General features: G+C 43.7%; 10 protein-coding genes. 1 reads left to right on the top strand and 9 read right to left on the bottom strand.

What is annotated here, in order from left to right; genetic code table 11:
- Positions 1-8: 8 nt before the first annotated feature.
- From mgrA to ACVW0P_RS17930, 8 genes are all read right to left on the bottom strand, one after another.
- The gene (gene mgrA, locus ACVW0P_RS17965; protein ID WP_457133285.1) at positions 9-998 is read right to left on the bottom strand and encodes an L-glyceraldehyde 3-phosphate reductase; all 990 of its coding nucleotides are present in this window, start codon (positions 996-998) and stop codon (positions 9-11) included.
- Between the two features lie 118 nt (positions 999-1,116).
- Positions 1,117-2,424: a bifunctional folylpolyglutamate synthase/dihydrofolate synthase gene (locus ACVW0P_RS17960; RefSeq protein ID WP_457133284.1), complete on the bottom strand. Its 1,308-nt coding sequence runs from the start codon at positions 2,422-2,424 to the stop codon at positions 1,117-1,119.
- A 108-nt stretch (positions 2,425-2,532) separates the two neighbouring features.
- Positions 2,533-3,342, bottom strand: a complete 810-nt coding sequence (locus ACVW0P_RS17955) for an energy transducer TonB family protein (RefSeq protein ID WP_457133283.1) — start codon at positions 3,340-3,342, stop codon at positions 2,533-2,535.
- Between the two features lie 84 nt (positions 3,343-3,426).
- Positions 3,427-3,828, bottom strand: a complete 402-nt coding sequence (locus ACVW0P_RS17950; RefSeq protein ID WP_322228082.1) for an ExbD/TolR family protein — start codon at positions 3,826-3,828, stop codon at positions 3,427-3,429.
- Positions 3,825-4,541, bottom strand: a complete 717-nt coding sequence (locus ACVW0P_RS17945) for a MotA/TolQ/ExbB proton channel family protein (protein WP_354429232.1) — start codon at positions 4,539-4,541, stop codon at positions 3,825-3,827. Before ACVW0P_RS17945 ends, ACVW0P_RS17950 begins: the two co-directional genes overlap by 4 nt.
- Before the next feature lie 45 nt (positions 4,542-4,586).
- A complete protein-coding gene (locus tag ACVW0P_RS17940) occupies positions 4,587-5,702 on the bottom strand; it encodes an HU domain-containing protein (RefSeq protein WP_457133282.1) in 1,116 nt (371 codons plus the stop codon).
- Positions 5,703-5,740: 38 nt separating this feature from the next.
- A complete protein-coding gene (locus ACVW0P_RS17935; protein ID WP_457133281.1) occupies positions 5,741-7,579 on the bottom strand; it encodes a hypothetical protein in 1,839 nt (612 codons plus the stop codon).
- A gap of 13 nt (positions 7,580-7,592) precedes the next feature.
- A complete protein-coding gene (locus ACVW0P_RS17930) occupies positions 7,593-10,748 on the bottom strand; it encodes a tetratricopeptide repeat protein (RefSeq protein ID WP_457133280.1) in 3,156 nt (1,051 codons plus the stop codon).
- A 224-nt stretch (positions 10,749-10,972) separates the two neighbouring features.
- Between ACVW0P_RS17930 and ACVW0P_RS17925 the strand changes: the two genes are divergently transcribed.
- Positions 10,973-12,088, top strand: coding sequence for a DUF922 domain-containing protein (locus ACVW0P_RS17925; protein ID WP_457133279.1), 1,116 nt, complete (start codon positions 10,973-10,975; stop codon positions 12,086-12,088).
- Here ACVW0P_RS17925 and ACVW0P_RS17920 read toward each other — a convergent pair.
- Positions 12,085-12,459, bottom strand: coding sequence for a response regulator (locus ACVW0P_RS17920; protein ID WP_457133278.1), 375 nt, complete (start codon positions 12,457-12,459; stop codon positions 12,085-12,087). The genes ACVW0P_RS17925 and ACVW0P_RS17920 overlap by 4 nt on opposite strands.
- Positions 12,460-12,932 lie beyond the last annotated feature (473 nt).

Genomic DNA, 12,932 nt, shown 5'->3' with positions numbered 1-12,932 from the left:
GTAAGAATCTATTTCAGGATCTGCTCTATCTTTTCTAATTCTTCTGATGAAAAATCAATATTGTCTAATGCCTTCAACGAATCGGCAAGCTGTGCGGGCTTGCTGGCGCCTATCAATACCGATGTTACACGCTCATCCTTAAGCAACCACGCTAAAGCCATTTGTGCAAGGGTTTGGCCGCGGTGTTCTGCAAGTGCGTTTAGTTTTTTGATCTTTCCGATAACCTCATCCGTTACCTGGCTTTCCTGTAAAAAGCCGGTCGATTTTGCGGCGCGCGAATCTTCGGGGATGCCGTGCAGGTATTTGTTGGTTAATAGGCCCTGTGCTAATGGCGAGAACGGGATACAGCCCACGCCATCTTTACCCAATACGTCTAACAAACCCGCCTCAGCATCGCGTACGAACATCGAATACTTTGGCTGATGGATAAGGCAGGGTGTGCCCAGTTGTTTTAATATGGCAATGGCCTTTTCGGCTTCCTGCGCATTATAGTTGGAGATACCTACATACAAAGCTTTCCCCTGACGAACGATGAGGTCTAACGCGCCCATGGTTTCTTCAAGTGGGGTGTCCGGATCAGGGCGGTGATGGTAAAAGATGTCTACATAATCTAACCCCATGCGTTTAAGGCTTTGGTCGAGGCTGGATACCAGGTATTTTTTTGAACCCCAGTCGCCGTAAGGGCCATCCCACATGGTGTAGCCCGCCTTGCTGCTGATGATCATTTCATCACGGTAGCCCGCAAAGTCCTCTTTCAGGATCTTACCAAAATTGGTTTCGGCGCTGCCCGGGGGCGGGCCGTAGTTGTTTGCAAGGTCGAAGTGGGTGACGCCGCTGTCAAACGCCAAATGTAAAATGCTGCGGAAGTTTTCCATTACATCTACATGGCCGAAATTATGCCACAGGCCCAATGAAATTGCAGGTAGTTTTATACCGCTTTTACCGCAACGGCGGTATTGCATTTTGTCGTATCTTTTAGGTGAGGGTAGATATGTCATATTGTTTTGTTGATTGTACTAAAGTAGGCTTTTTTGTCTGAACCCAAATTTTCGGAATTAAAGAATTTATATATTAATCTTTGCATCTGGTTAATTCAAAAATTTTATCAATTCGAATTCAGACTACCTCCGCCACTACAAACGTACTGCCGCCCGCAAATACGAGGTCTTTATCGGTGGCTTTTGCCTGTGCTGCATGTAGTGCTGCTTTTACTGATGGATATGCTTCGCCGTGCAGGTCGAAACCCGTGGCTTTTTCTTTGATTGCTTCTGCCTCTAAACCACGCGGGATATCGGGTCGGCAGAAGTAATAGGTGGCATTGGTTGGCAGCATGGAGAGCACTTTGCTGATGTCCTTATCGTTCACCATACCTATTACAAAATGCAGTTGATCATATTTGACGTTGGCTATATTTTTAAGCACTTCGCTGATACCTTCGGGGTTATGGCCGGTATCGCAAATAGTGAGCGGGTTATGGCTTAGCACCTCCCAACGGCCGTGCAGTCCCGTTAGGGTTTTAACTTGTTTAAGCGCGGTGGTGATGTGCTCATCCGTAATGTTAAAACCTTGGTTGCGAAGTTCGTCAACAGCGGTTAAAACGGTGCGCGCGTTGTTCAATTGGTATGTGCCGGGTAGGTCAAGTTGGATCTGGAGAGCGGGGAGCGAAGTGCGGGGAGCGGTTATTTCCAGGTATTTTAAGTTCTCTTTTGAATCTCGACCCCGATAGCTATCGAGGTTAACTTCATGCTTTGCATCTGACGCAAACACAAATGGTGCATTTTCTTTTTTGGCCTTGCTGATAAATACATCCGCAACTTCTTGCTGGTACTCGCCGATAATTACCGGGGTTGAAGGTTTAATAATCCCTGCCTTTTCACCGGCAATTTTCGGGAGCGTATTGCCCAATAAATTCATATGGTCCCAACCGATGTTGGTGATAATAGAGAGAAGTGGGTTGATCACATTGGTAGAATCCAGTCTCCCGCCAAGGCCAACTTCTACAATAGCTACATCAACCTGTTCCTTAGCGAAAACATCAAAAGCAAGCGCCACCGTCATCTCAAAGAACGAGGGTTGGATGTGCTCAAAATCGGGTTTGTGCTTCGCTACAAAATCTACAACGGTTTTTGGGTTTATCATCTCCCCATTTATGCGGATCCGCTCGCGGAAGTCCTTTAAATGTGGAGAGGTATATAACCCGGTTTTATAGCCTGCAACCTGTAAAATAGCCGCCAGCATGTGCGATGTTGAGCCCTTGCCATTTGTGCCCCCCACGTGGATGCTTTTAAACTTATGCTCGGGGTTATCAAGGATGTTCAGTAGCGCAATGGTATTGGTAAGGTCTTCCTTATAAGCAGAAGCGCCCACACGGGTAAACACGGGTAGTTGGGTGTAGAGGTAATTGAGGGTTTCTGAGTAGTTCATGAGCTTTGGTTCATAGTTCATGGCCGAACTACTTGCTTACAAATGTAGCATCGAAAACTGATATGAGCTATCAGCCGAAGAAATTTTACAATGAGAATTAGCTATTGATTATTGCCGCTTAAACACAAAAGTCTGAGTGTATTCCCGGTCTTCACTTACATTTGCCGAAGGGTTTACTTTTGCATTTTTAACAGCTTGTATACACTTATCAACTATGTCGCCTGCGATGGATGTAGAACCTCGGGCAACGCTTGCAGAGACAATGTTTCCATCCGCGTCTATTTTGAATGTAATCACTATTTTACCTTCAAAGTTGGTAACAACAGGTTTTGAAGGTGGTCGTGTAAAGTTACGTGCGGTTAAAGCATTTCCACCATTTCCATCACCTGTCCCGTTATAGTTGTTAGTTAGCGTAGTTCCCGTTGGCTTGCCCTGATTGCCCGGCGTATTACCTGTGCCGTCGCCTTCGCCAGTGCCGTTGTTGGTTTTGCCTTTGTAAAGTGCGTTTTGGTTTACGGCCGGTTTAGCAACGGTTTTAGTTGTTGGCTGTGTGGCTACGCTGGTGCTTGGCTTGGTAGTATTGGCCGCCACTTCGGGCGCATCATCTGTAGTTTGGGTAACTACGTTTTTATCGCTGTTCTCTACTTGCTGTTTTTCTTCGGTTGGCGGGGCAGGGGTTACCTTGTCAGGTTTGGTTTTGTTGGCTTTCTCGGCTACGGATGGCTCTTCGGTGCTCATGTAATCGCTGCCCATGCCTTCATCCACCGTGCCATAATTCACCAGGATGCCACCTGTGCCATCCTCCTGTTTAACCGGCATCTGGAAAACAATAAAATAGCACAAAGCCATTACAATGCCCAGGATAACACCTGTTGCAAGAAATGCCTTTGGATAATTATTTTGTTGTCTGTATTCCATATTATTCAGTTTGCAGTGGGCAGTTATAAGTTGGCAGGTAGCTCATTTAAGCAAACTGCCAACTTATAACTGCCAACTCCCTGTTTATCCTTTAGGTTCTGTTGCCAGTACCATTTTAATATTTAGTTTTTGTGCTATGTCCATCACCTGCACCACGTCTTGTATAGCTACCGTTCGGTCTACATACAATACTATGGTCAACTCGGTTGCAAGGCTTTTGTAACTTTGCAAGGTGGGCTGTATTTGGTCTACCGGTACCTGTTTTTTATCTATGGTGTAAACCAGGTTTTTATCGATAGATACATTGATGGTTTTTTTTGATACCGATTGCCCGCTGGATGATTTTGGCAGCATTAACTTTACCACGTTGGGGTTGGTTACCGTAGACGCGATAAGGAAGAATAAAAGCAGGAAGAACATGATATCGTTCATGGCCGAGGTATGTACCTCTGCCGATGCACCCTTATGTCTTTTTCTTAAATTCATTTGCTTGGCTCCTCTAACAGGTCAATAAATTCGATGGCGTCGGTTTCCAGTTTCAAGATCACTTTATCAACCATCATATTTAAAATGTGGTAACAGATATAAGCGATAATACCTACAAACAAACCTGCTGCCGATGTTACCATTTTTACATATAAACCACCCGAAATTACACCCATGCTGATGTTATCGGTTTTAGAGATATCATAAAAAATCTTAATAACACCCGCAATGGTGCCCAGGAAACCAAACATGGGGGCTATACCAGCTACAATACCGATGATGCCAATATTTTTTTCCAGTTTTGATACTTCCAGCTTACCAATGTTTTCGATAGCGCCCTCTATATCTTTTATAGGGCGGCCGATACGCAGCAAACCCTTTTGAAGCATCCGGCCCAAAGGTGAGTTACTGTTACGGCAAATAGCAATAGCTGATTGAAGATCTCCGGAGTGGATGCTGCTTCGTACCTGGCTCATTAAGTGCGATTCGTCTTTCGAGGCCTTGCGGATGGTGAAAAAACGCTCGAAAAATATAACAAGGCCCAGTACAGCCAGTATGCCGATAGGGATCATTACCCAGCCACCTTTTAATAGCAGATCGCCAAAGCGTAATTCTTCTTCGGGTATCTTTGCTAATTGTTGTGTTGCGGCTGTATGCGCGGTATCAATCAGTTTTGCGGTGGTATCTGCTGCAACCTGCAATAATAACATCATAGTTTTTGTTTAATTCTTAATATAAAAATGTAGCACGTCGGCTATTTATTTTAGGCCGATTGGTTGTATGTAAACGTCTTTCGATTTTATTTTACCGGTGTTTAAAATTTTATCCATAGCAGCTTTAGCCTCCGCTTTTGTCCTGTAGGTACCCAACGATATCTTGTGCTTTTTGCCGGGTACACCTTCTGCAATGTGGGCTTCGAAGCCCATCTTTTGGTACCGGGCAATTTCCATGTTTGCCTTTGATATAGTTTTAAATGCCGAGGCCAGTATCTCATAACGTGGCCCTGTAATTTTAGTATTTGTAATTGGTGCGCTTTTGGTAATAGTATCTGTTAAAGATGGTATTACAGCGGTAGATGTACTATCTTCTTTTACAACCTTTTTAGCGGTATCAACCGGGGTAAGTGTATCTGCCCTGGCCGGTATAACCGCTGCAGATTTTGTATGCATTGGTTTAGGCGCTTCCAGGTTAAATATAGTTGGATCGTAACGGGTAACTAAATAGATTGCGCCCGCTGTAAGAGCTATAGCTAAAACAACAAATGTAATAGTTGTGTTTCGGCGTTTTCTCCTGGTCAGGTCAACCAAGTAAGCTTCGTGTTCTTCATCAGTTTCGTAGCGGTAGCCATCTGCTGCCGGCTCTTCAGAATTAGGCATTGCAACCACCGGCGGGGCAGCAATAGGATTCTCCTCAGTGGGGGCAGGTGCCGGGGTAGAATAAACAGATGCTGTTGGTATAGGTTCTGTCCCTAATTTATAAAGGCTTATCGGTTCGTACCCAAAAAACTCCAGGTCGGAACTTATACCGTTACCTGGGCGGAAGTAAAGCTGATCGCCTTCGGTATAAAACCAGCCAAGGTCTGCCAGTGCAATTTCTTCAGCCTGCGCCTGCAATTTTATGTTGTTGATGTATTTTTCGGTAAAATATTTTGATGATGCCAGCGATATATTCTTTCTATCGGCCATGTATTGCGCCAGCGTTTCGTCTTGCACCGGCTGCGGATCAAACTGCACGCTGTAGGCAGGCGGGTACATTTTCCCCTCCTGTTCGTTATAATGGCCATTGATGCGGGTATGTGCAAAATAGCCCAGGCCCGGCACACTTACATCACCATGTTGAGCCAGCAAGTCGCTTATAAAATTGCCTACATCCATTCGCTAAAAGTACGGATAATTATAAAACATCAAAAAGCTTAAAACGCGTAGCCTATGCCACCGAATATATTAAACCCATAATTTGGATAGTAAACCCATGTTTTGCTGCTTGCGTTCAAGATATTATTGGCCTGCACAAATATCGATAGCTGTTTGTTTATTTTGTACGTAGCCCCACCGCTCAGATCAGCAAACGAATTGATCGTTGTGTATTGCGGTGCCGCCGGTGTGCTGCCTGTTACCAATAATGGATCCTGCGTGCTACCACGGAACATTAGCGATCCGTTTATATCAACCTTATCATTTATGTGGATGCTTGTACCTGCGGTTAATATAAATTTAGGCAGGTTCCATGGTTGGGCTTCGCTCGCCATTTTATAATCTTTAAACTCTACGCGGCCATAAACGTTCACGTCTTCGCTTGCTTTAAAGTCAAGCTCGCCGTTAAAGCCGCTTACGCGTGCATCGCCGTTGTCATATATAACCTGGTATTTGTTAAACGTTGTAGCAAAATTATTTACGAATAGCGGCAGGTTTTTGATGCTGTTGCGGTAGATGGCCGCCTTAAAGCCAAGGCCCGGTGCAAGCGTACCTTTTAAACCTACGGTAATGTCCAGTTTATCAACGGAGTTTACCAGGTTGATATTCTCGCCCAAAAATGGGTTAACATCCGTTAGTTCTTTGATAGATGCGCGGTTTACATCACCTTTTGCTTCTGCAAATAGCCGTACGTATTTCGGCACTACCTGAAACTCTAGCTTGGCAGCCGGGAAAATGAAGAAACGGTCTGAAAAACCAAACTCTTTGGCGATGTTAACGCCCGCGTCTATCTTATAATTCTCACCCTGGAACTTAATGTAAGGGTTTGCCCTTATAATGCTATTGCTTTGCGAGTACAGTACATCTTTTTGTGTGCCAAGGTCTAACGATGCGCTTAAGCCCGCGTAAAACTGTTTAATGGTTTTATTTAAAAAACCGCTGATTACAACGTTGCTTTCTTTTGCGCTGTAGGCATTGTTAAATATGTAGCCTTTAAACTTAGCCGCGTAGGTAAAAGCGTTCTCTTCGTCTTTGAAGTTCTTGGCTATCTCTCCTTCGGCACCAATGGTATTAAATACCTGTTTGCCGGGCGTAAAATCCACAGGTGGGTTATCCTGATCTATACCGTAGAAATACGTTTGATGGCGTTTGTAATTGATACGGCCGGTAAGCGTGTTTTCGGCACCAATGCTTTTACCAAATACGCCTATTTCCTGGCGGCTGTCGTTTTGCTTATCAAGCGATGAGCCCGATTGCGCAAAGTGTTTCAGATAACCGCCAACTTGCAGTGCCTGGTCTTTACCATTACCAAAGTAAGCTTCGCCAAAAGTAGTTTTCATATTACCGATACCAACCTTTGCATAGTTATTGGTTTGTACCGAATCTTGCTCATGCGGCCTTTTCATGGCATCCAACTGGCGGATATTGTTATCCTGTGCCAGTTTTTTGTCTAACGGGGCATAGGCTAAGGGTGCCTTATATGGCGTTTTATCTTCCAGATCGGGATTGCGGCGAATTTTTACCGCCTCTGCCAATACCGGTTTGTAAGATGTAGTAACTACAATCTCCTCGGCAAGGCTGCTGTTGGCCGGGTTGTTTTGCCCGGCTTTTTTGGTGGTATCTGCCACCGCTACTTTAGATGCTGCATCGCCAAGGTTCTTCGCGCCTGCGTTTTTCACCGTAGTGCTTTTAGCCGGTGCTTTAGCTTTCGCGGCGGGCTTAGTTGTAGTTTTTGCAGGTTGTTTCTTATTCGCGGGTTTCTTTGTTTGCGCCATGGCAGGAACAAAGAAGAATACCGTTAAAAAGGTAAGCAGTGTTATGGTGTGTCTTTTAGTCATTGCTTGTCTTGTTCTATTGTTCTTTGTTTTCCTGTTTGGTTGGTTCTGTAGTTGCCGGCGTTGTTTCTGCCGGGGCTGCTTCTGTAGGTTTATTCTCTGCCGGGGCAGTTTCTACAGGTTTAATGGTTTCTTGTTTCGCTTTTTGCGGCTCCAGCACGTTCATTTTCTGGCGGGCTATATCCAAAATATCATCGTTGCCTTTGTAGTTGTCTATGATGCTTTGCAGGGTTGCTTTCGCCTGGTAAGTATCTTTCAAGCCAAGGTAATCATCAGCTAACAGGATGTACGTTTTTGCCACCCAGTAATCGTAATTAGGCAGATCCTTCACCAAGTCGAAACAGGTTTTTTGCGATGCCTTGTACTTGCCTTGCAAATATTCTACATTGGCAATGTTATATTTGGCTTCTGCTGCCGCGATGGTTTTTGTGTTGGTAACGGTGTACGTTAGTTCTTTTATTGCCGCGCTGGTATCGCCACGTTGCAGGTAAGCTTTACCTGCGTAAAGGCCTGTTTTAAATTTATCTTCCTGTGATGATTTTTCGTTATCACGCACCAGTTTAGCGTACTTCAATACATCGTCAGGCATGTTTATCTGCGAGTAACTTAACAGCAGGTTGTTCACTGCGAAACTGTAATCGGCTTTGTATTCCGAGTTGGTTTCCAACCTTTTCAGGAATACAATGGCATCGTTGTATTTCTTTTGGGCCATGTACAACTTAGCCATGCTGATAAGCGATTTCTCGCTGTAAGCGCTTGTCCAGTCGTTTAATATTACATTGTAGTCAAGCACGGCTTCGTCGCCCTTGTTGAGGTTAACTAAACTTTGAGCACGAATAAAGCGTGATTGTTTTTCGTAGATCTGCTTGGTTGGGAATTTATCAAAGTAAGCGCCTACTGCATTAACGGTTCCCTGCCAGTCGCCTTTTAGGTAAAGGTTGTTTGCGGCGGTGTACAAAATGCCTTCCTGTTCAGATGTGGTGTAGTTGCCAATAGCGGTAGAATTGGCGTAGTTTAGGAACGACGACGCATCACCCTTATCGGTATAAATCTTTTCAACCTGTTTCAAAGCCTGTTTGGCTTCATCAGACGATGAATAGTCTGACACTACCTTTTTGAACGCGTTGGTAGCTTCGTCATCCCTGCCGGCATTGTAATCAATTAAACCGATAGTGGTGTAGGCGCGCGGTATATAACTACTGCGCGGGTATTTAGCGATCATAGCGTTCAGGTCGGCTTTTGCACGGTCGCCATCATTTTTCAGGAAGTAGGCGTAAGCAATCTCGAAAGAAGCATCATCCGCGTAATCCGAATTTGGGAACTGGCTTAATAAACTGTTCAACGTGCTGATCTTAGCATCGGGGTTGTTTTGTAACCCCTGGATTATGCCGCGCTGAAACAAGGCATATTCCTGCCCCTGGCTGTGGCGGGCAATAATACGGTCGTAATTTTCTAAGGCGCTGCCGTAGCTCTTCATGGCAAAGTAACTATCGCCTAAACGGCTTATAGCATCGTTCTCGGTTGCCTGGTCTTTAACATCGCCACGCAAAAACTTCTCGAAGTAAGTAGCGGCTTTTTTGTATTGCTCATCGTAAAATGCAGCATAGGCAAGCGCGTAGTTGGCAAAGTTGGCTACATCCGTTTGTTTAGCTTCCGGCATCGCCAAAAACGCCTCAAAATTTTCTACCGACTCGGTATATTTCCTTACCTCGTACATAGATTCGGCCATCCAATAAAGTGTTAGGGCCTGTACCTTGGTATCAACCGGGTTTTTTAGCGAGCGAAGGAAAATACCTATCGCGTTTTCAAAAGCACGTTCATTATAAAACTCCAACCCACGGTAATAGGTTACTTTTTGGTAAGCTATCTGCGCGCTTTGGGATTTATTGGGGATAGGTTCCAATATCTCTACCGCTTCCTTATAGTTTTTTGAGTTAAGCAACGCCTCGCCCAAAAGTATCTTCACCTCATCGTTACGGGTAGATCGCGGGTAATTTTTCAGGTATGCACGGGTTGCTATTAGTGCCTCGTTGTTAAAATCGAGTTCGTACGATAGTTTAGCATATTGGTACAAGGCATCTTCCTGTAATTGCTTATCATAAGTTAGTTTTGAGGCGGTACGGAAAGCGTTACGGGCGCTTTCTTTGTTGTTCATTTTCAGGAACACATCGCCAAGCGTGTAGCTGCCGCTTTGGCTGTAGTTATCGTTTTGGGCTACCAGTTTTTCTAACACGGTAGCTGCCTTGCCATAGTTGCCTACTTTGTAATAGGCATAACCTATCTGGTAGCTGTCCTGCGTGTTTTGGGTGCGGCCCTGGTCCTGGTCTTCAAAGCGGCTGTAATATTCAACCGCCTTATCATAGTTTCCCTTTGCAAAGTATGATGCACCAATAATACGCAGCATTTCGGTTTCGTTTTGCTGCTTGGTGCTATTGATGATAGGGATAGCGTAGTTTATAACATCATCATAGCGTTTATCTAAAAAATAAACGGCAGTAATATAATATGGGTAGCTGTTTTCGTACTTCTTAGAATTTTTAAGCTTCTCGAAGTTTAACAACGCCAGGTGATAATCTTTATTCAGATAAGCTATGTAGGCGAAGTAGTAGGTAGCATCATCGGTAAAAGGCGAGCGTTTGTTCTTCACCTCGCCAAATAGCAGTTGCGCGTTCTTATAATCGTTGGTTACAAAGTAGGCGTAGCCCTTGCGGAATTTGTACTCGGTATTTTGCGCGCCGTTCAGGTCCACAGCGTCAACTTTATTGAACCAAACCAAGGCCTCGGCATACTTACCCTGTTTAAAGTACGATTTACCGACCTGGAAATACGCAAGCTTAGCTAAAGGATTTTCGGGGTGTTCTTTAATAAAACGGGAAAACATGCTTTCTGCATCATCGTTACCCAGCTCAAGCGCGCAAAGGGCTTCGTAATATTGCGAGTTTTCTTTCAGCTGGGATAACTCCGACTCGAATTTTGATTGCTGGCCGGTTTTTAATCTTGTTTGTTCAACCAGGCGATATTGCTCGGCGGCGGCAGCGTATTTACCCATTGCCAGCAGGTTATTCGCATTCTGGTAAATGCGGTTTGTGTGGAATGATGGATTTTGCTGCGCCAGTGTTGGCAGGGCCAAAAGCACCGGTGCAATAAAGGTGATGTATCTAAGTTTGATCATAAAGCGCAATAATGATGGGTGCTAAATTAGCTAAACGCAAAAATGCAATCCACATTAGTAATTAACAAATGTGGATAAGCCTTTTTTTTAAACGGCACTAAATACAACCGTGGTATAGCTGTGGAAAACTTTAAATAGATGCGCTAATAGACCCTATTGCGGTGATATATGAATGATAGCTGTGTAGAAAAATATTTAGGCACCCGTAGCGTTTGATTGATAAGATGTTAAAAAAGTACTGCCGGTTATTATGGCTTTGGGGTTTAATATGGTGTTTTGCATCGTTTAAGACCAACGCCCAAACCACCTCTTATATAATCCTGCAAAACCAGGCGCTTAAAATCACCCCTAAAGAATTTTATGTAGCAGCGGTTGAAGATGGCCGCGTGGATAACACCATTATTGGCAAGTTGCAACCTGTTGCAAATGTTGCAGGCGAGCCTGAGGCCGCTTATAAAATAGACTTAAAAGGAGGCATTGCGGCTATTAAAAACTTTGTAGCATACAGCCTGCCGGTTAATAAAACCCTGCGCCCCGTAATTGTGAAGTTAAACAATTTGAAAGTGACCGAAATGCCTGCAGGAACAGGCGCTGTTAAAGGACAGTTGAAATTGTCGGTATCGTTTTACCTGCAAAAAGGGGAGGACCCGGTGCACTTGGTTGATTATAATACCACTACAACCTACCAGCATAAAGCAGGCCCTGCGCAGCAAATAGAACCTTTGATACGGAGTGCCTTAAGCAATTGCCTTACTTATTTAAACACCTGGATGGATGCCCAGGCTGATGGCAATATCAAGCTCGCTAAAACCTTTAAAATTACATTTACTGATTATAACGAATCTGCCGAGGGGGATACGATATATTATAGTGTAAACCGGCCGCTTAAATGGGTGGATTTTCGTGGTAAAGCAGCCAGTAACAGCCGGCATGGTGCAGAGATATTTGCAGGTTTGGGGTATGAAGAACACTCAAAAATAGAGAAAGGAACGGTGTTGATGACTTTTGCCATGAAGGTTTACGCGCCTAAAAGTGCTTGCTGGGTAAACCCTTCATCAAAAACCGCGACCAGCTTGAACCACGAGCAAAGGCATTTTGACATTGCCAGGTTGGTTGCCGAACACTATAAGCAGCGAATAATTGCCGAAAAGCCTACGCCAGATACTTATGACGCTATTATCAGTATGGAGTATCTTGATGCCTTAAGAGAAATGAACAAACTGCAAAAACAGTATGATACCGAAACAGCACACGGTATAGATAATTACAAGCAAAGCTTGTGGAATGATAAAGTAGAGAACGAATTACTTGAACTTGGGATTAAACGCAAAGCATCTTAAGCTGCTGCAGACATTGCTAATTGTTTTTTAATGGAGTTAAGCAATACATTGATATCAAATGGTTTGGCTACAAAATCATTGGGGCCGTTTTCATGGTTAAGCGTAGCGCTAACATTGTGGCTTGCAGATATCATAATAACCGGGATGTTGTGGGTGCTTAGCTGCCTCTTAACATCTTTACAAAGTTCGCGTCCGTCCATATTGCCAAGCATTATGTCAAGCAGAATAAGATCGGGATGTTTTTCCTGTATAGTAGCCATTAAGTTGTGTCCGTCAGAAAGTGTGTCTACTTTATAGCCCGAATCTTCCAGTATAAATTGTAGTACTTCCAGTATATCGTGATCGTCGTCAACAGCTAATATCCTTCTCATTACGTATCTTCTAAGTATCGTTTGTATTATAATTATTCACAGAGCAATACTTATACCAAAAAGAATGTTAAGCGAATTTAATCTGCTTTTTTAACTATATATCTTGCTGTCTTACAGTTAGCGCAAAAATATTTTTTTAATGGAATAAAAAATAGAAAAGTTTTTACCACCCAGCTTCTGTGTAACTGGTGATGAAATAAATTGCCGCATTTAGGGCAATGTGTGCTGGGGGATTTAGCTGTATGGCTCAAATTTATTTCTGGTAGTTGTTGTACTTACGTTAAATGTTAGGAAATGGTTTGCTTAGTGTTATTTAATATACACCCCCAGGCTCATTAAACGTTAATTGAATAAATAACTTTTTAAGTTTTTAGGTTGGGCAAAGCTAAAAAACCCTTTTTATGCCATAGCCAGTTTGTTCATTATAATTGGTCGGGTAAGATGATTACGTAAACGCATCTTAATTCGATATT

This window comes from Mucilaginibacter sp. UYNi724 (assembly GCF_054057495.1).
Note: the sequence above shows the minus strand (reverse complement) of the source record. Positions and strands in the feature narration are given on the sequence as shown.

Bases quoted from the DNA above. Each gene is read 5' to 3' on its own strand.
- mgrA (WP_457133285.1), bottom strand. From the start codon at position 998: ATGACATATCTACCCTCACCTAAAAGATACGACAAAATGCAATACCGC.
- ACVW0P_RS17960 (WP_457133284.1), bottom strand. From the start codon at position 2,424: ATGAACTACTCAGAAACCCTCAATTACCTCTACACCCAACTACCCGTG.
- ACVW0P_RS17955 (WP_457133283.1), bottom strand. From the start codon at position 3,342: ATGGAATACAGACAACAAAATAATTATCCAAAGGCATTTCTTGCAACA.
- ACVW0P_RS17950 (WP_322228082.1), bottom strand. From the start codon at position 3,828: ATGAATTTAAGAAAAAGACATAAGGGTGCATCGGCAGAGGTACATACC.
- ACVW0P_RS17945 (WP_354429232.1), bottom strand. From the start codon at position 4,541: ATGATGTTATTATTGCAGGTTGCAGCAGATACCACCGCAAAACTGATT.
- ACVW0P_RS17940 (WP_457133282.1), bottom strand. From the start codon at position 5,702: ATGGATGTAGGCAATTTTATAAGCGACTTGCTGGCTCAACATGGTGAT.
- ACVW0P_RS17935 (WP_457133281.1), bottom strand. From the start codon at position 7,579: ATGACTAAAAGACACACCATAACACTGCTTACCTTTTTAACGGTATTC.
- ACVW0P_RS17930 (WP_457133280.1), bottom strand. From the start codon at position 10,748: ATGATCAAACTTAGATACATCACCTTTATTGCACCGGTGCTTTTGGCC.
- ACVW0P_RS17925 (WP_457133279.1), top strand. From the start codon at position 10,973: ATGTTAAAAAAGTACTGCCGGTTATTATGGCTTTGGGGTTTAATATGG.
- ACVW0P_RS17920 (WP_457133278.1), bottom strand. From the start codon at position 12,459: ATGAGAAGGATATTAGCTGTTGACGACGATCACGATATACTGGAAGTA.